General features: G+C 49.0%; 19 protein-coding genes. 7 read left to right on the top strand and 12 right to left on the bottom strand.

Annotation, left to right across the window (positions count from 1 at the left end; translation table 11 throughout):
• Positions 1-34: 34 nt before the first annotated feature.
• The 4 genes from IPL32_04195 to IPL32_04210 all read left to right on the top strand — a co-directional run bounded on the left by IPL32_04195 (position 35) and on the right by IPL32_04210 (position 4562).
• Positions 35-1615 (top strand): L-aspartate oxidase, encoded by a 1581-nt coding sequence (locus tag IPL32_04195; protein MBK8465010.1) that lies wholly within the window; start codon positions 35-37, stop codon positions 1613-1615.
• A gap of 24 nt (positions 1616-1639) precedes the next feature.
• The gene (locus tag IPL32_04200) at positions 1640-3232 is read left to right on the top strand and encodes a long-chain fatty acid--CoA ligase (protein MBK8465011.1); all 1593 of its coding nucleotides are present in this window, start codon (positions 1640-1642) and stop codon (positions 3230-3232) included.
• Between the two features lie 14 nt (positions 3233-3246).
• Positions 3247-3603 carry a cytochrome c gene (locus IPL32_04205; protein ID MBK8465012.1) on the top strand — a complete coding sequence of 119 codons (357 nt, stop codon included), beginning with the start codon at positions 3247-3249 and terminating at the stop codon, positions 3601-3603.
• A 65-nt stretch (positions 3604-3668) separates the two neighbouring features.
• Positions 3669-4562 (top strand): TIGR01777 family protein, encoded by an 894-nt coding sequence (locus IPL32_04210; GenBank protein MBK8465013.1) that lies wholly within the window; start codon positions 3669-3671, stop codon positions 4560-4562.
• Between the two features lie 74 nt (positions 4563-4636).
• Here the strand turns inward: IPL32_04210 and IPL32_04215 are convergent, their stop codons facing one another.
• The 8 genes from IPL32_04215 to IPL32_04250 all read right to left on the bottom strand — a co-directional run bounded on the left by IPL32_04215 (position 4637) and on the right by IPL32_04250 (position 13538).
• Positions 4637-5392 (bottom strand): cyclase family protein, encoded by a 756-nt coding sequence (locus tag IPL32_04215; GenBank protein ID MBK8465014.1) that lies wholly within the window; start codon positions 5390-5392, stop codon positions 4637-4639.
• Positions 5385-6875, bottom strand: coding sequence for an FAD-dependent monooxygenase (locus IPL32_04220; protein MBK8465015.1), 1491 nt, complete (start codon positions 6873-6875; stop codon positions 5385-5387). Before IPL32_04220 ends, IPL32_04215 begins: the two co-directional genes overlap by 8 nt.
• Before the next feature lie 11 nt (positions 6876-6886).
• Positions 6887-9562 carry a formate dehydrogenase subunit alpha gene (gene fdhF, locus IPL32_04225; GenBank protein ID MBK8465016.1) on the bottom strand — a complete coding sequence of 892 codons (2676 nt, stop codon included), beginning with the start codon at positions 9560-9562 and terminating at the stop codon, positions 6887-6889.
• Positions 9563-9604: 42 nt separating this feature from the next.
• Positions 9605-10876, bottom strand: a complete 1272-nt coding sequence (gene kynU / locus IPL32_04230; GenBank protein MBK8465017.1) for a kynureninase — start codon at positions 10874-10876, stop codon at positions 9605-9607.
• On the bottom strand, positions 10866-11276 hold the full coding sequence (locus tag IPL32_04235; GenBank protein ID MBK8465018.1) for a type II toxin-antitoxin system VapC family toxin: 411 nt from the start codon (positions 11274-11276) through the stop codon (positions 10866-10868). The genes kynU and IPL32_04235 overlap by 11 nt, the downstream gene beginning before the upstream one ends.
• A complete protein-coding gene (locus tag IPL32_04240; GenBank protein MBK8465019.1) occupies positions 11273-11491 on the bottom strand; it encodes a type II toxin-antitoxin system Phd/YefM family antitoxin in 219 nt (72 codons plus the stop codon). The genes IPL32_04235 and IPL32_04240 overlap by 4 nt, the downstream gene beginning before the upstream one ends.
• 37 nt (positions 11492-11528) lie before the next feature.
• Positions 11529-12536, bottom strand: coding sequence for an amidohydrolase (locus IPL32_04245; protein ID MBK8465020.1), 1008 nt, complete (start codon positions 12534-12536; stop codon positions 11529-11531).
• A gap of 114 nt (positions 12537-12650) precedes the next feature.
• Complete coding sequence (locus IPL32_04250; GenBank protein MBK8465021.1) at positions 12651-13538, bottom strand: TraB/GumN family protein; 888 nt, start codon at positions 13536-13538, stop codon at positions 12651-12653.
• A gap of 124 nt (positions 13539-13662) precedes the next feature.
• Here IPL32_04250 and IPL32_04255 point away from each other — a divergent pair, with 124 nt between their 5' ends.
• Both IPL32_04255 and IPL32_04260 read left to right on the top strand, forming a co-directional pair.
• Positions 13663-14160 (top strand): sigma-70 family RNA polymerase sigma factor, encoded by a 498-nt coding sequence (locus tag IPL32_04255; GenBank protein ID MBK8465022.1) that lies wholly within the window; start codon positions 13663-13665, stop codon positions 14158-14160.
• The gene (locus IPL32_04260; protein MBK8465023.1) at positions 14157-14741 is read left to right on the top strand and encodes a hypothetical protein; all 585 of its coding nucleotides are present in this window, start codon (positions 14157-14159) and stop codon (positions 14739-14741) included. Before IPL32_04255 ends, IPL32_04260 begins: the two co-directional genes overlap by 4 nt.
• A 24-nt stretch (positions 14742-14765) precedes the next feature.
• On the opposite strand, the gene IPL32_04265 is transcribed toward IPL32_04260, so the two are convergent.
• Positions 14766-15281 (bottom strand): 3-hydroxyanthranilate 3,4-dioxygenase, encoded by a 516-nt coding sequence (locus IPL32_04265; protein ID MBK8465024.1) that lies wholly within the window; start codon positions 15279-15281, stop codon positions 14766-14768.
• 79 nt (positions 15282-15360) lie between these two features.
• Here IPL32_04265 and IPL32_04270 point away from each other — a divergent pair, with 79 nt between their 5' ends.
• Positions 15361-16566: an FAD-binding oxidoreductase gene (locus IPL32_04270; protein ID MBK8465025.1), complete on the top strand. Its 1206-nt coding sequence runs from the start codon at positions 15361-15363 to the stop codon at positions 16564-16566.
• Between the two features lie 7 nt (positions 16567-16573).
• On the opposite strand, the gene IPL32_04275 is transcribed toward IPL32_04270, so the two are convergent.
• The 3 genes from IPL32_04275 to IPL32_04285 are packed head-to-tail and all read right to left on the bottom strand — an operon-like array spanning position 16574 to position 18598.
• Complete coding sequence (locus IPL32_04275; protein MBK8465026.1) at positions 16574-17104, bottom strand: DUF1697 domain-containing protein; 531 nt, start codon at positions 17102-17104, stop codon at positions 16574-16576.
• Positions 17105-18157: an NAD(P)-dependent alcohol dehydrogenase gene (locus IPL32_04280; protein ID MBK8465027.1), complete on the bottom strand. Its 1053-nt coding sequence runs from the start codon at positions 18155-18157 to the stop codon at positions 17105-17107.
• Positions 18158-18178: 21 nt separating this feature from the next.
• Positions 18179-18598, bottom strand: a complete 420-nt coding sequence (locus tag IPL32_04285; GenBank protein ID MBK8465028.1) for a RidA family protein — start codon at positions 18596-18598, stop codon at positions 18179-18181.
• Positions 18599-18755 lie beyond the last annotated feature (157 nt).

Raw genomic sequence — 18755 nt, forward strand, 5'->3', positions numbered from 1 at the left:
GATAGTTGCGGACGAATCTGCTACATTTTTCTCAATGTCATTGGAAACAGATTTTATTGTCATCGGCAGCGGTGTTGCTGGGTTGCGGGCTTCGATCGAGCTTGCCGCTAGCGGCGGGCGAGTTACCGTTTTAACTAAGGACAAGGCGAGTGAATCTAATACTGAATACGCGCAGGGTGGCGTTGCGGTTGTGTTGTCGGACGATGATAATGCGGAGCTCCATGAAGACGACACGCTTGTTGCGGGTGCGGGGCTGTGCGATCCGCAGGCGGTTGAGACGCTTGTTACGGAAGGCACGAAATACATAAAACAACTTATCGATTGGGGCACCGAATTTGATCGCGAAGGCGGAAAGCTAGTCTTTACGCAAGAAGCTGCTCATTCGCGGCGGCGGATAATTCACGCGAACGGCGATTCGACAGGGGCTGAGTTTGTTCGTGCTTTGATCGCTCGTGCCGGGCAAGAGAAAACAATTAATCTAACGCCTTTTGCTAATACCGAAAGCCTGCTCGTTCACGATGGCCTCTGTGTTGGTGTGAGGTTTCTCGACCCGATTCTACGTGCGCCGCGTGAAATTTATGCAAAGGCAGTGATCATGTGTACCGGCGGCGCAGGGCAATTATATCTACACACGACCAATCCTTCGGTCGCGACCGGAGACGGAATGGCAATGGCGTATTTTGCCGGTGCCGAGATGGCCGATATGGAATTTATCCAGTTTCATCCGACTGCTCTGAGTCTAGAAAAAGCTCCTCGTTTTTTGTTGAGCGAAGCGATGCGCGGCGAAGGCGGCATCCTGAAAAACAAATACGGCGAACGCTTTATGCCGCGTTACGACGAACGAGCGGAGCTTGCACCGCGTGACATAGTTTCGCGTTCGATAGTCGCTGAAATGCGTCGGACTGGGACGCGAAATGTCTTTCTCGACATGACCGCACTCGATGAAAACTTCCTACAACACCGCTTTCCAAAGATCTACGAAACCTGCAAATTTTACGGCCTGAATATCGCGACGAACATGCTGCCCGTTTCGCCCGCATCGCACTACTGCATGGGCGGCATTCGCACCGATCTGTGGGGACGCACTTCAGTTCCGGGGCTCTATGCTGCCGGTGAAGTTTCATGCACCGGCGTTCACGGAGCAAATCGTCTAGCTTCAAATTCCCTGCTCGAAGGTTTGGTTTTTGGAGCAAGGGCAGGCAAAGCAGCAACCCTTGACAGTGCGGACGGGGGAGTGTGGAGTGCGGAGTTCGAAGACCAAAGACCTAAGACCGAAGACCGTTCAAATGAAATTTCAACTGCGGTAAAAAAACGTATCAAACGCATTATGTGGGAACGCGTCGGTATTCTTCGGGATCGCGATTCCTTAAAACGAGCGTTGAAAGAATTTGATCAGATGTCGGCCGGAAATCTGAGTTCGTCGTCACGAAATTTTGTGACGCTTGCAAAACTAGTTGCCGCTGCCGCTCTCTGGCGTGAGGAATCGCGTGGCGGGCATTTTCGAACCGATTTCCCAGAACAGCATGATGAGTGGAGAGTTCACTCGATCCAGAAATTAGGCGATGATATATCTGCTACGAAAAGCATCAATTTTGTAGACAAAACTGTTGTATAATTAGTTGGATCAAACATCACGTTTATGGAAACCACCGCCACGACACTCAATTTGGCGTCTATAATTTCGCATAATGCCCGGCTCACTCCGCAGCGCGAAGCAGTGGTTTGGGAAAACGTTCGAATGACCTTTGGCGAACTCGACAAGGTGTCGAATAAAGTCGCAAACGGGCTTGTCGCGATGGGTATAGGTCACGGTGACAAGGTCGCTCTGTGCTGTCCGAATATTCCGTACTTCCCCGTTATTTATTACGCGATAATGAAAGTTGGTGCGGCTGTTGTGCCACTCAGTGTCCTTTTCAAGCCCCGCGATATTGAATATCATCTGTCCGATTCCGATGCGAAAGCGGTGTTCACTTTTGAAGATGTTCCCGATCTGCCAATGGCACGGAATGTAAAAGAAGGCTTTGACCAGGTTGAGGCGTGTCGCGACCTGATCGTAATGACCAAAGATCTGGCAGATCCAAGTCCGTATGCCGAACATCAGACACTCTCGCAACTTATAGCTGACAAGAGTGATAGTTTTGAGATATTTCCAACGCGACCAGATGACACTTGCGCGATCCTTTATACATCAGGTACGACCGGCCAACCTAAAGGCGCTGAGCTGACGCATTTAAATCTGATGACAAATGTGACGACCACCTGGTCAACGCATTTGCCGATGCTGGATTTTACCGACGGCGAACAAAAGACGGTGTTGATAACACTCCCGCTGTTTCACACGACTGGGCAGACCGTGCAGATGAACACGAATCTGTATGGCGGCTGCCGCGTTATTCTGCTGCCGCGATTTGATGCGAAAGCTGTTCTCGACACGATGGTTGCAGAGAAAGTAAATTTTTGGATCGGCGTTCCGACGATGTATTGGGGCTTGCTGAAGTACGTCAATGAAACCGGCTATGATGTCAGCCGCATCGCTGAAACGATGAAGGTCTGCACATCAGGCGGAGCACCGATGCCTGTCGAGGTGATGAAGGAGTTTGAGGAGAAATTCGGCGTTCGTGTGCGGGAAGGTTACGGGCTTTCAGAAACATCGCCGCTTGCCTGTTTCAATCATTTCGACAAGCCTTCTAAACCCGGCACGGTCGGCCAGCCGATCTTTGGCGTAGAGGTCAAGTGTTTTGACGATGATGACAACGAAGTGCCGCGAGGGACGCGCGGCGAGGTCGTCATTCGCGGCTCAAATGTGATGAAGGGATATTACAAACGCCCCGAAGCCACCGCCGAAGCGTTTCGCAGCGGCTGGTTTCACACCGGTGATATTGGTGTGATCGACGACGAAGGCTATCTGGCGATCGTTGATCGCAAAAAAGATATGATCCTTCGCGGCGGTTACAATATTTATCCGCGCGAGCTTGAGGAGATCATCATCACTCATCCGTCAGTTTCGCTGTGTGCAGTTATCGGCGTTCCATGCGAGCGGCTCGGTGAAGAGGTTAAGGCGTTTGTTGTGTTGAACCATAATCAAGAACTGACCTCCGAAGAATTTATCGAATGGTGCCGTGAACAAATTGCCGCAAATAAATATCCGCGTCACGTCGAATTCCTATCCGAATTACCCGTAGGCGGAACCGGCAAAATTATCAAACGCGCTCTGCGTACTGAGGCACCATAGACATCGCATCCTAAATGAGTCGTTTCAAGCTATTGATAATATTGCTTTTCGCAATTGTGATCGTTGTTGCCTGTTCCAATTCCGCCACAAAACGCTACGCTATTGCGCAAAGTAAAAGTTATGAAGCGACACTTTTCAGGCAAAATTGCGCGATCTGTCACGGGCCTGAGGGCGAAGGAAAAATGCTCGACGATGGACGCGTGACACCAAATATCCGAGATGGCGAACACAAATACAATGCCGACGCTGAGATATACAACCACATCGCCAATGGCGGCAATGGAATGGTTCCGTTTCGTGACATTTTGACCGACCGTGAGATAAAACTTTTGGTCGATTTTGTTAAAAAAGATTTGAGACGGCCGAATTAAAATAACCGGTCTTTGTTCTCTCTTGTCTGTGTCTATCTGTGTTCATCTGTGGTTAAATTAACTTTATGAAGATTCTAATCACCGGTGCGAGTGGATTGATCGGTAAAGCACTGCAGAGATCATTTTCCGCAAAGGGCTATGAAATGCTGCTTGCCACGCGTAAGGAATCATCCGACGAACAACATGTCCAATGGAGTGTCGAAGATGGTTTTACCGATCCGGAAAAGCTTGAGGGCGTCGACGTCGTGGTACATCTTGCCGGAGAAACCGTTAGCGGATTTCGTTGGACCGACGAAAAGAAAAAGGCCATTCGCGACAGTCGCATTCTTGGCACTCGCAATGTGGTTGATGCGATCTCTAAACTCGCTAACAAACCAAAGGTACTGATCGCGGCGTCTGCGATCGGTTTCTACGGGGAAAGAGGCGACGAGGAAGTTACGGAATCAAGCGTTGGTGGCGACAATTTTCTTGCTGAGGTCGGTAAAGCCTGGGAAACCGAATCGCGTCGCGCCGAAGACGCCGGAATTCGAACAGTACTTCTCAGAACAGGAATTGTCTTATCCAAAGACGGCGGTGCTTTAGCTACAATGCTAACACCTTTCAAACTCGGTGTCGGCGGCGTGGTCGGAAGCGGCAAGCAATGGATGAGTTGGATCTCGCTCGACGACGAAGTGGACGTGATAAATTTCGCGATCGAAAACGAAAATCTGCGCGGAGCCATCAACGCTGTTTCGCCAAATCCGGTTACAAACGAGGAGTTTACAAGGACGCTTGGTGAAGTTCTCTATCGCCCGACATTTCTTCCGCTGCCTGAATTTGCCGTCTCAATGATCTTTGGCGAAATGGGCGATGCATTATTGCTCGCAAGCACAAAAGTATTGCCAAAACGTCTCGAAGAAGCCGGGTTTGAGTTTAAATATCCAGAACTAAAATCAGCGATCGAACACGCTGTAATCTGACATCTTTTTAGCCACGAATAGCACGAATCTCACAAATAAAAATTAGTGAAATTCGTGTCATTTGTGGCTAAATCTTAATTTTTTCTTAACAAAATTGGTCGGCTGGGGCTGGCATCGGTTTCGAACGGCGCTATTTGTAGGTTTAATAAATACTCACCGTCTGCGACATCGTTTGGCACATAGATCATTTCAGTGATAGTGCTGTTTATGCGTGTCTCAGGATTTACTTCTAAACTTCCCGGCTCGACGTTCCAGAAAATGCGGTGATTTAGGAGTTTGCCTTCGTCAAACAGCCTGTCAATGGAAGGCAGATCGACGAGCAAATGCTTGAAGCCACATTCGACGATAAACTGCATCGCCTCGGGCGTGAAATATGGCGGGATGTTGTTCTCATCATACACTCGCGACAATTTACTGTCTTCATTAGGCAATGTGCGAATTATCAAAGCGTCAGCACCAACTGCGGCAGCGGGGGATTGAACGCCCGCATTTTCAAGTCTGCTTCGTGTAAGCAATAGATCGCCGTTAGACATCTCAGGCTCGACCGAAACGAGCAAAGCGGGCATCATCACATCTACCAAACAAACGCGCACCGATATACGCTCATTCGTGATGTGCCCGACACACTCGGTATGCGTTCCGTTGCAATGCGGAATAAATGTTATGCGTTCAAAATTACAGCTTCCACCGCGACGCGTGTCTCCAATAAGCTCGCCGTATTCACAAGCACTTGCAGACGCATTCTCAACGCCATACGCGTTCGGCTGCTGGCCGTCAAAACGAAGCGGTATCGAAATATCGATCGGGTTTTTAAGATCGAGATCAGCCATTAGTCAACAGGTTCTCCCGAACCGATCTTAGATCAAGTTCGTTCACGTCGGAAATGTTTGAGCACAAATCCATTAGCAATTTATCCTGAGCATTTCCTTTTTCCTTTGCAACAGAATACGGCAGATCTTCGCGGAATGTGACCATCGAATACTTAGAAAAATAATCAGGAAAGGTTTGTTCGAGTTTTGTTTCCAGTTCGCGCTTTCGCTGGAAAACAGGGTTGGCGGTTGCGTCGCGCATCTCGTAGAAATTCTCTTCGGCCATGTCGGCGATGGCATCGGTGTTGACCTTGCGAAGTTCGCCGTATTCAACAAAGATTCGCTCCCAATCGATCTGGGACCCAGTCGCTATCGCTCCTTGTTCTGACAGAAGAGAATCGAGCACGCGGACGTCTTCAAAAGCGCAATTCATTCCTTGTCCGTAAAACGGCACAACCGCGTGGGCAGAATCGCCCAGCAACAAAGCCTTGCCGCCAACGTTCCACGGAAAACATTTGATCGTTCCCAGATTGCCTGTCGGATTGTGAAAAAAATCTTCAACCAGAGTCGGCATCAATTTCAACGCATCGGGAAATTCGCGACGGAAAAAATCTGTTACGGCATTAACATCCGTAAGTTGTGAAAATGAATTGTCCAGCATTAGGGCGGAAACGTGACCGTTAGGAAGCGTGCCCTCATCAACGCGTTTGTTTTTACCGGCGGCACGCTCGTTTACACTCGCGTTTCTGCCCGTATGTGCCAAAAACAAAGTGCAAGTAAAGCTGCCGTCAAAATTTGGCAATGCGATCATCATGAACTGATGCCGCGGCCAGATATGCAAAGCATTTTTTTCAAGTAGGAACCGCGTGTCAGAACCACCTGCGATAGCGGGTGGTTGAACTCCAAATTCAACCGCAGACGGTATATGCAATTCCTTGTACCCATGCGCAAGCCATCTCTGCTCAAAATCAAATCGCTCGACACCGCCTTGCAGCATCGCAGTCCGAATTGCCGAACCTGCTCCGTCAGTTGCGATCGCCGTATCGCCTCTGACTACCTTTCCGCTTGATAAGCGAACTTCCCCGCTATTGTAATCAAAACCAACAGTCCGCTCGTTAAAATAAAAAGTCACTTCGTCATATTTGTCGGCTTCATTAATAAGAGCGATGTTCAGGCCGGCGCGCGACACTGAATTGATGTATTCACCCTGCCTTCCCGAATACGGCAACAGCTTCGTTTCACCCGCGACGGAATGGATCATCCGTCCGTACATCGGCACAGCCTCGGCGAGCATGTATTCGTCCATTCCAACCTCGCGCAGAGCCACTATACCGCGATCAGACAAAGCAAGATTGATCGAACGTCCAGCCGCGACCTCTTCGAGCCGCATATCCCCTCGCGCCTCATAAACATCGACCACGATGCCGCGCTTTGCAAGATAGATCGCGAGCAGCGAGCCGGCAAGTCCGGCGCCGATAATAACTACGCTTTGTTTTGACATCAGATATTCGAGATCTAAGCTTCCAATTTTTCGATGGAAACCGCCGTAACCTTAAACTCCGGAGCTTGTGTGAAGCGATCTCGCGTCGGCCCCGTCGCGTAATTCAGAAACACCGCCGGGTCGTGAAACGAAGCAAAAAGCTCCCCGGATTTGACCTTGTCCGTAATCTCGACAGGTAAAACCGCCTCGCCGTAATTACTCCTGAGCCGCACAATCTCGCCGTCTGCAATCGACAGCCTCGTAGAATCGGACTTTGAGACCATAAGAAGATCGGTCGGCCGCAATTCACGGTTCGGCGTCCGCATCGTCATCGTACCTGCATTAAATTGCTCAAGCACCCGTCCCGTGGTCAGCAGGAACGGAAATTCGTGTGTAACGGTTTCCTTCGTAGGCCGATATTTGATCCGTCTCAAACCAGCGGTTACGCCGTTTGAAAAAGATGTTTCGTGCAAAATTTCTGTTCCGGAATGATCAACGTCTGGACAAGGCCATTGGATTCCGCCATGCTCGATGCGGTCATAGGTTATGCCAAATCCCGGCGGCCACACCGCTCGCACCTCATTCCAAACATCTTCGGCTGTGACAAATTCAAAATCTTTTTCGTACCCCATCGCCGCCGCCAAGTCGCAAATGATCCGCAGGTCCGAACGCGCATTTCCACGCGGCTCAACCGCCGCTCGAATACGTTGCACCCTGCGTTCGCCGTTCATAAACGTCCCGTCTTTTTCGAACGACGTGGTCGCCGGGAAAAATACATGTCCAAATCGTTTCGCCGTTTCATTCATAAAGAAATCCTGAATGATGACGAGGTCCATATTTGCAAATGCCTTTGCGGTCTCGTGAGCGTTAGCGTTTGAAAGGAATACGTCGTATCCGATCGTCCACAGAGCCTTAAGTTTGCCGTCGCGGGCGGCATCTATCATCTGAAGCTGGTTTAGGCCCGCAGCTGTGGGAATCGCGGTTTTCCAAACACTTTCGAACAATTCCCGGCCTGCTTCGACCGTGACGGAGCCCGTCAAGATACCTGGATCACAGCCCATATGGGCAGAGCCCTGCACATTGTTCTGCCCGCGGAGCGGATTGACGCCCGCACCCGGTTTGCCGATATTGCCGGTCAGGAGAGCAAGATTAACGATCGTCATCACGCCCTCTGTTCCCTGCAGATGCTCGGTCATACCCAAACCGTGCATCGCCATCGATGGTTTGTCGCCGGCGTAAATACGCGCAGCTTTTCGGATCAATTCGGCATCGACGCCGCATTTTTCTGAAACGGCTTCAGGTGAATATTCGGCAACAAATGCCTTAAACTCTTCGAACTCGTCAACCCGCGTACGGATAAATTCAGCATCCGTCAGCCCCTCGTCAATGATCGCCTGGGCCAATGCGTTAAACATCAAAATGTTCGTGCCCGGCCGCAATTGCAGATGGACGTCGGCGTATTTTGTAAGCTCGGTTTTTCGCGGATCAATGACTATCAGCTTTGTACCGTTCTTGATCACGGCCTGTTTGATGCGGGCTCCGGGAATCGGGTGATTTTCGCTTGGGTTGGCGCCGCATAGGATTATCGTCTTCGCCTTTTCGATGTCATGAAATGAATTTGTCATCGCGCCGGTGCCGATCATCATCTTCATCGCCGCTGCCGAAGGTGTGTGACAAACGCGGGCGCAACAATCGACGTTATTTGTGCCAAGAACGACGCGAGTGAACTTTTGAGCAAGATAATTTTCTTCGTTCGTCGCCCGCGCCGAACCGAGGACCGCTATGCTCTCTTTCCCAAATTCGTTATCGATCGCTTTCAGTTTATCGGCTGTATATTGAATTGCTTCTTCCCACGAAACTACCCGCCAAACACTGCCCTCACGGATCATAGGCTCCGTCACCCGGTCTTCCGCATCTACAAAATCAAAGGCGTAACGACCTTTGACGCAAAGGTGGCCGTAATTTACGGGAGCGTCCATCACTGGTTTTACCTGGACAATGCGATCCTCGCGGGTGCCGACATTCATCTCACAGCCCGTGCCGCAATAAGGGCACGTCGTTCGCGTCCACTCGGTTGCGATCCCGCGTTCAATTACCGTCTTATCTTCCAACGCACCGGTCGGACAAGCATCTGAACACGCTCCGCAGGAAACGCATGTGCTGTCGGCGAACGTCCCGAACGAGTCTGGCATGATCTGCGACTCTTCACCACGGCCGATCACATGCCAGACAAACTGCCCCTGCACATCGGCGCATATCCGCACGCACGCATAGCAGTTGATGCACCGTGACATATCAACGTGAATATATGTATGCGAGTCGTCGGCAGTGATACTGTGGGTATCAGAGAAGTCGCTCGCGGTCAGGCCGTAGTCAGTCGCAAGTTTGTGAAAAGGTTTGTCGGGATATTTCAGGAATGAGTCAGCAGGATAACTGCGGGCAAGCATTCGCAAGTTCCACTGTCGAGCAGATTCTGTCCGCTCACCGTGGGTCGTAATTTCCATCCCGTCGGCAAGGGCCGTCGTACAAGAAACTGCCTCGTGAGCCCGGCCTTTTATCTCGACCATGCACATTCGACATGCACCAACTGGGTCAAGCCGGTCATCATTACAAAGCGTCGGAACCTTGACCCCTAAGGTGCGGGCCGCCTCCAGAACCGAAATCCCATCGGCAAACTCTTGTTCAATCTCATTTATCTTTGCACGGATCATGTTAACTCCATCTTCGCCCGCCCTAAATGTCGTGTCACAATGTTATCGCAATACGTCCCTCAAAATTTCAGCAAACCGAACGACATCCTCAAAACTATTATACAGCGGCACGGGAGCAACGCGTATAACATCAGGCTCGCGCCAGTCGGCAAATACACCTTTTGATGTCAGCCGGGCGTGCAAAGATCTTTCGCCGCCGCGAACACGGATCGATAACTGACAACCGCGTTGGTTCGGATCGCGAGGCGTAATAACTGAAATTCGCTCGTCACCGATGTTATCTATTAGCGATTCGAGATAGCCCGTCAATTTGCGTGACTTTTCGGTCAATGCGGACATGCCTGCTTCTTCAAAAATCTCCAACGACGCACGAAGCGCCGTCATTTGCAAAATTGGTGGATTTGATAACTGCCAGCCTTCCGCACCGGCAAGCGGGTTAAATTCCGGCCCCATAAGAAAGCGCGATTCCTTATGATGTCCCCACCAGCCGGCAAATCTTGGAAGGTCAAATGATGTCGCGTGCCGTTCGTGAACAAAAGCTCCTCCGACAGAGCCTGGGCCTCCGTTCAGATATTTGTACGAGCACCAGCACGCAAAATCTACATTCCAATCATGCAATTTCAGTTCGAGATTTCCAGCCGCGTGCGCCAGATCAAACCCGACAATCGCACCAACTTTGTGTCCAGCCTGTGTGATCGCCTTCATATCAAACGCCTGGCCAGTGTAGTAATTTACACCGCCGAGCATTACGAGTGCGATCGACGAACCTTCGCGGTTGATCGTTTCGATGATGTCTTCTGTGCGAAGAATCGATTCACCCTCGCGCGGCTCTAACTCGATCAATACATTTGATGGATCAAATCCGTGAAAGAGAATTTGAGATTCTACGGCATACTGATCGGATGGAAACGCACCTTTCTCAATGACGATCTTACACCATTCAGCCGTCGGCCTGTAAAACGAGACCATTAACAGATGCAGATTTACCGTCAGCGAATTCATCACCACGGTCTCAAGCGGCTTTGCCCCGACGATTGCCGCCATTTGCTCCGTCAAGAACTCGTGATACGGAAGCCACGGATGTTTCGCCTCCAAATGGCCATCAACAGCGAGCCGGGCCCAGTCATCAAGCTCCTGATCGACGTATTCCCTAACTTTTTTCGGCATCAACCCGAGCGAATTGCCCGTAAAATAGATCGGCTCGGCACCATCTTTTACCTCCGGAAAATGAAAGCGTTCGCGATAACTGCAAAGCGGATCGCTTTCATCCAATGCCTCGGCATTATCAAATATTAAGGCTTGCTCATTCATCATCTTCGTCCAACCACAGTGCTATCACATCAACATCATATTTCTCTAGGATCGGATCAGCAGTCATCAGTCGCAAACCGTTTGCCCGGGCCTGTGCCACAAGCAATCTATCAAATGGATCCCTATGATGAAGCGGCAAATCGCCAACAGAGCACGCGTCCCGAATGGAGATCGCGAGTTGAGTTAAACCGGCGGCCGCAACAGTTTCTCGCACTAATTCATATGGGGCCAAGGGCAAATCAAGTCGCCCCTTGGACCATTTGATGGCGATTTCCCAAGCACTTGCTGCCGAAAAGAAAATGGGAATTTCTGGATCTTCTAACAACTCACGAGCTCCGCGCCCAAGTTGTCCATCGACTCCAGCCGCCCAAAGGAACACATGAGTATCTATCAAAATGCTCACATGTATTCCTCAAACTCTGGAAGAGGATCATCGAAGTCATCATGGATCTTGATCTGGCCCTTCCACATTCCGATCCACTCCCGTTTTTTCTTCTGCACAGGAGAAAGCTTAACAACTTCCACTCCATTTCGAGTAATCACGACCTCTTCGCCTTCAAGAGCTTTGTTTATCATCTGGCTGAGCTTGGATTTTGCTTCGTAAACACTGACTTTCATACTTTTATCATAATGCTAGTCAGACTAGCTAGTCAAGTCATATAAATTTTGATTTATCAAGATTTAGCCAGTCTAAAGCCGCTCCGTGCAGCAACGTTGCCTTTATTTCCTCGTCATAATTGCTTGATTCGATCATTTTACCGGGTTCAAGCTCGCCCAATGGAAAAGGATAGTCGCTGCCAAGCATAACCTGACCAGAACCGACAAGATCCAACAGATAGTCGAGTTGGGCGGGGTCGTGAACAAGCGAATCAAAATACATTCTGTCCAAATATTTGCGCGGGCTATACCGATTGTCCGTAAAAAGGTCGGGCCTGACATTAAAGCCGTGATCTACGCGGCCAATGGTCGCCGGAAACGCGCCGCCGCCGTGAGCAAAGCAGATCCGCAAATTTGGCAATCGCTCAAGGACACCTGAAAAGATCAGCGAACAAATAGCACGCGAAACTTCGGCAGGCATACCGACGAGCCACGGAAGCCAGTATTTCTGCATATCCTTTTCGCCCATCATATCCCACGGATGTACAAAGATCGCCATTCCAAGCTCTTCGCAAGCCTCAAAAAACTCGAAAAATTGTGGTTCGCCGAGATTTAACTGATTTACATTTGTCCCGATCTGCAAACCCGCGAGGCCTATTTCTTTGCAGCGTTCAAGCTCCTCGATCGCAAGATCAGCGTCCTGCATCGGCACTGTCCCAAGGCCGATAAAACGTAGTGGAAATTCACTGACGATCTCGGCTATGTGTTCATTAAGAAAACGGGCGATCTCGGCTCCATTTTGCGGCTTTGCCCAGTAGCTGAACATTACCGGCACAGTCGAAAGCACCTGAACATTTACATCGGTCGCATCACATTCTTCAATCCTTTTTTCCGCACTCCAGCAGTTTTCTTCAACGTCACGAAACGATACACCGTCATCACGAACCATCCGTGCGCAACAAGGCTGGTAATGGTCAAGGGTAATAAACCCGCCGTAGCCAAATTTTTCCTTCCAACGCGGAATATCGCGAGGCAGGATATGGGTGTGAACGTCGATCTTTAGCATAAGCGTCTTTCAAATATTGTAGAACAGACGAGCGGCGTTCACACCTTCTACGATTCAAATCAATGTCTAACGGAAAACGAATATTTTCGCGGTAACTTTACGCGAGAATGGGTTTCATAGTCTGATCGGCGTCAAAATATATCCCTTTTTGCGAAGCAGATTGACCACGCCGTTCTTGCCGCCCAGATGTCCGCCGCCGACGGCTATGAACGACGACTTTAGGGCAATATTTTTCTCGATGACCGGTATCCAGCTTATATTTCGATTATCGAGCATTATAGCCTGCGAATACCCCGTCTCCTTAAACTCGCTCTCAACCACGACATAAAGTTGATCGGAGTTTTGTGATAGATAGGCTGCGGATAGTTTCTTAAATTGGGCAATAGTCTTCGCCGGATCGGCGGCGGCCTCTTTCATTTCTTGAATTTGTTGCTCAATCGGAATCGAATCAACCGCAGCCATCTGTGCCTCCATGCTTTCAAGTCCGATGATCGGCAGCTTTTTTGCGACTGCGGTCTCGGCAAGAAACTTGTCATAGATTACGGGTGGCTGACAGCCGAGGATTTTGGGGCTGCTTATAGAGGCTGTGGTCGCAAATATCGGCTTGTAGGTATTTAGAAGGTCAAACGAAATTCCCATATAGGTCTTAAAGTACGCGTCGATCTTCGCGTATTCCTCTGTGGTCAGATAGTCCTTCATTGTCTTTCCGTCAAGAAGTTTTGACGCTACAGCGGCTCTCTGCAATGCCGCCGGATCAAGAAAGTCGGTCTCAAACATAACTTGTCCCGTTTGATCGATAATGGATTTTAATTTCTCGGACGAGAACATATCCTTTTCACATACCAGGTGGATCGTTCCAAAAAGATAGGATGGCTTTTTTAGATTTTTGCCGGTTATCTTATAGAGAATGCCTGATGTCGCAGGCCGTTTCGGCGTCTGCGCATGAATGCTTGAAGCAGCCAGAAATGTAAAGATGAATACCAGCGATATTATTTTTTTCATATTATTCTCCAAAACTAATTTGATCTGATTCGGATGTCGTCCGAATCTGTCGTATTAGTATTAATCATAGGCTCAAAAATCACATTTGCAAAAAGATTGGCCGTTTGTGATTTTTAGCTTTCCAATGCTGACTAATTCTACGATGCAGCCGGAATTTGAACGGGTTATCACAGAGAATGCAGGCACGATACATAAATTGTGTCGCGTTTATACATTCAACCGGGACGAATATGAAGAACTGTTTCAGGAAATGCTGATACAGATTTGGCGGTCGCTCGGAAATTTTCGCGGCGAGGCAAAGCTGTCCACATGGATTTACCGCATTTGCATCAACTGCGCATTGAGTTTCAGAGCAAAAGCAGTTCGGCACAAAAAACTCTTTGAGACTCTCGACGGAAAGAATTTTCCTATGCCAATCAATGACACGGCTTATGACGATCGCCGCGAAAGCCTCTATGCAGCTATCCGCGAATTAATACCCGTTGACCGAGCCATCGTTAGTTTATTTCTCGACGACAAATCTTACGAGGAAACAGCCGAGATTCTTGGCATGACCAAAACTAACGTCGCAACGCGGCTGATGCGGTTGAAAAGAACTCTAATGGAGAAATTATCAAAATGAACGATGACGACCTAAAAGCCATTTGGCAAAACGATAAACTCTCAACAACGATCAGTTCAGCAGAACTCAAAACACTCGCGGACCAACTCCAGATAAAGCTGCGGCGGAATGCGAGGATTGACTTTTGGGTTCAAGCCATTACAACGGCCGCGTGCTTTATTCCAGTGTTCTTTTACCCGCGACTGATTTTTGCCGCTATGCTCGCACTGATTCTCGGCATTTGGTATGTCCGCAAGATACGCGGACTTTATAAAGACGGGCATTTCCTCGAACCGGACAGAGCCACGGTCAGCGAGTCTATAAATGCGGAAGTTAAGAATCTAAAAAGCTTTTTTTGGCAAACTCGCATCGCAGTCTATATTTTTGTTCCGTTGATGCTTACCGCAACATATTATGGTATCGGGTCTTTTGATAACCCTACAGTTTCGATTGAACGCCGGGCTGTTAGCCTTGCCAAACTAATTTTAATCGCAGAAATCTCAAGTGTAATATGCTGCGAGATCTACTTCTGGATGGCCTACAAACCCGCCGTCAAAAAATTAACAGAAGTATTACGTCAACTGAATTCTATCGATTCTTAGACTCGCAAATTTAAAGTTCCAGGTTTATTTTGGCGGTTCCATCACCACTCCGCAGGATTTACAAGTCCGCAGTTCTTCCGACGCATAAAACCTTGCAAACACGCCCTGAAACTGCGTTGTTATGTCTCCGAGCTGGAAGTACTCTTCGTAAAGTTTCGCGTTGCAATTCTCGCAGAACCAAAGCAGCCCGTCGAGTTCGCCCTCGCGGCGTTTCCGTTCGATGACGAGGCCGACTGTGTTTGCTCCGCGAACCGGATTGTGCGGAATGCGGGGCGGCAAGAGAAACATCTCTCCTTCGCGGATCGTAATCTCGACCGGCTTCCCGTCTTCTTGAATCTGCACCGTGAGATCGCCTTCGAGCTGATAAAACAGCTCCTCGCCTTCGTCCCAATGATAGTCCTTGCGCGAATTCGGCCCGCCGACGACCATCACAATAAAATCGTCGTCATTATAAACACACTGATTCCCCACCGGCGGTTTCAACAAATGCCGATGCTCGTCTATCCATTGTTTGAAGTTAAAAGGTCGTCGTATAGGCATGACAAACAAAATCCTCAATAGCCCAATTTGTTTTTCAACAGTATACAATCAAACCGGCAACAAGCGCACCGCTAAACCTATGAAACTACGATCTAATGAGCCTTTTTGGCTGGTAAAAAATGGCTTGATCAACACATATCCGTCGCTGGCGGAGAATATCGAAACCGATATCCTCATTGTCGGCAGCGGAATTACGGGAAGCCTTATCGCTCACCGATGCATTGCCGAGGGCTACGCGACCACGTTGATCGACCGTCGCGAAATAGCCCATGGAAGTTCGTCGGCTACGACATCGATGCTTCAATACGAGATCGATACGCCGCTGCACGAACTCATAGAAATGATCGGCGAACGCGGTGCTGTGGAAAGCTATTGGGCCTGTTTTAATTCGATAGACGATCTTTGGAAAGTGTCGCGAGAGATTCGCTCGACGTGCGGTTTCAAGAAAAAAGACTCGCTGTATTTTGCGTCCATGAAAAAAGATGTCGAGTCGCTGCGAAAAGAATTTGCCGCACGTGAAAAGCATGGTTTTCCGGTAAGTTGGCTTGAAAGCGCGGGAATTGAGAAGAGATATGGCATCGAAGGCACTTTCGGCGGCATTTTATCGCTTCAAGGCGGCAGCATCGATGCCTTTTGTCTGGCTCATGAGATCCTCAAATTCAACAAAAAACGGGGCTTACAGGTTTACGACAAAACTGACCTCGTCAAGATCGAGCATAAACGGAACGGAGTTCGTATAACGACCGAATACGGCAATGTGATCAAGGCTCGGAAAGTGATCTACTGCACCGGCTTCGAAAGCACCGAAATGATCAAGGACAAGTTCGTCGATCTGATCTCTACATACGCCATCGTCGGCGAGGTTTCGGAGGACGATCATTCTCATCTCAGCGAAACCGTGTTCTGGAACACCGCCGACCCGTATAATTACATGCGAACGACCGACGATAATCGCATCCTGATCGGCGGCGAGGACGAAGATTTTCTCGACACAAAGAAACGCGCTGCTCTGCTTAATAAAAAGGCCGCACGGCTTGAGAAAAAGCTTAAAAAGCTGCTACCGTCTGTAAAATTCCGAACCGACTTTGCCTGGGCAGGAACGTTTGGTGAAACGAAAGACGGTTTACCCTATATCGGCAAGCACCCAAATTTCCCTTCCGCATATTTCGTCCTCGGATTCGGCGGCAACGGGATCACATTTTCCGTAATAGGTATGGACATGACAGCCGCAATGCTAAAAGGTGAAAAACATCCTCTCGACGAATATTTTCGATTTCGGCGCTAACGCATTTTCACAGACTCGCTATCGTCTCTACTGTCCGCCAATTGCGTCCGGTTATTGGGGTCTTTAGTTTTCCTTCGATAAAGTTCTTCTTGAACACAACGCTTTCGGCTACGCCGTCGAGCAGCATTGCATAGATCTCGAGTCCCTTGACCGCGAACTTTTCTCGATCCGTCTGAAATTCGACAAGCGCGGCCTGCTTTTCGATAGGCATTTGGTCGCGCATGAAGAGGACATGCATTTGCTTGTGCGTTTCGTATTGTCCGTCGAACGGGTTATTTGCCAACACACTTGCGATAGCGTTTTGTTCGCGAACCATAACAGAAATGTTGATGCCGAAATCCTTTTGGATGACGTCTTCCAACTTATTTACAATTTTCGCTTCCGCACTCTTAACACAATCAAAAGCAAGATTGCCGCTGTTAATATAACTAACGACATTCTTAAATCCGAGCGACTCAAAAGTCGCCCGGAGCGCTTCCATCTTGATCATGTTCTTGCCACTGACATTAATGCCGCGGAGCAAGGCGACGTATCTCATCTAGGAACTCTTCATATCGATGACAAATCGATAGCGAACGTCGGCTTTTACAGTGCGGTCATACGCCTCTTCGATCTTGTCGGGCGAGATCACTTCCACATCTGATACAAGGTTGTGCTCGGCGCAAAAGTCGAGCATTTCCTGTGTTTCCGGGATGCCGCCGATTAGCGAACCAGAAAGCGTTTTATTGCCGAATATAAGTGACAAAGCGTGTATCATATTCGGGCTTGGCGGCACACCAACAACTACCATCGCTCCGCCGACACCAAGCAAATTCAGATACTGGTTCACATCGTGATCAGCCGAAACGGTATCGAGAATAAAGTTGAAAGTGCCCGCAAGCGGTGCCATGTTTGCCGGGTCGCGAGTCACTACAAAATGATGTGCTCCGAGAGCTTTCGCGTCCGCTTCTTTTGACGGTGATGTACTGAAGATAGTCACTTCAGCGCCCATCGCAACCGCGATCTTAACTCCCATATGGCCCAGACCACCCAGTCCCACGATGCCGACCTTTTGGCCTGGCCCGACGTTAAATCTTTTCAACGGCGAATAGGTTGTGATTCCGGCACACAGCAAAGGAGCGATGCCTGAAAGATCGCCATCGGCATTAACCTTAAGCGCGTATTTCTCGTCGATCACATACTTGTCCGAATATCCGCCATAAGTTTTAGTTACGCGATCCATTTCTGTACCGTTGTATGTAAATGCCGCTTGTTTTACGCAAAACTGCTCATGGCCCTTTTTGCAATTAACACATTCGCGGCACGAATCCACAAAACATCCAATACCTGCTACATCTCCAACCTTGAACTTCGTCACGGCATCACCGACTTGACTAACCTTTCCGACAATTTCGTGTCCCGGAACCAGAGGATAATTTGTCGGCATCGAATCTTTCCATTCATTTTTCGCCTGATGGATGTCCGAATGACAAATTCCCGCGTATTCGATGTTTATCAAGATGTCATTTGGTCCTAAATCGCGACGCTCGAACTCGAACGGCGCGAATTTTGCATTTTCATCATGTGTTGCGTAACCTTTTGTTTCTATCACGTATTTCTCCTAATTTATTGCTTATTCTATCGTTGCTATAACCTTTAGTTCGATCGCGATCGGCGTCGGCAGTTTGCTGATCTCAACCGTCGTCCGGCATGGCTGATTATCGGCAAAATACTCGGCATAAACGCGATTATAGATCGCAAAATCATCCTTCATATTGGTCAGAAAGACCGTCACATCGACGACGTCGTCCCACGTTGATCCTGCATCTTCCAGAATGTTTCGTACATTTTGAAATACCGAGCGACACTGCGTTTCGATGTCGTAGCTTACAATTTGTCCCATCTCGTCTAATTCCACACCTGGAATTTTCTTTGTTCCTCTTTCACGCGGCCCAACGCCGGAAAGAAACAGCAAATTGCCCACACGTCGCGCGTGAGGATACAGACCAACCGGTTCCGGAGCTTTAGAACTGTTAATTATGCTTTCCCTCATCGATTAATTAGATTTTATCAGGAATCCGGCTGAAACAGATAATTTGCTTAGACCCTAAATGACTTAAGAGGCCTAATATGCCCGTCCCAGAGCAAGGCTGGCCGTCAGACCGCGGGAATCTAATTGTGCCTAAAATGCGAAGTATTAAGTGGGATAA

The organism is Chloracidobacterium sp. (assembly GCA_016711345.1).
Taxonomy (GTDB): Bacteria; Acidobacteriota; Blastocatellia; order Pyrinomonadales; family Pyrinomonadaceae; genus OLB17.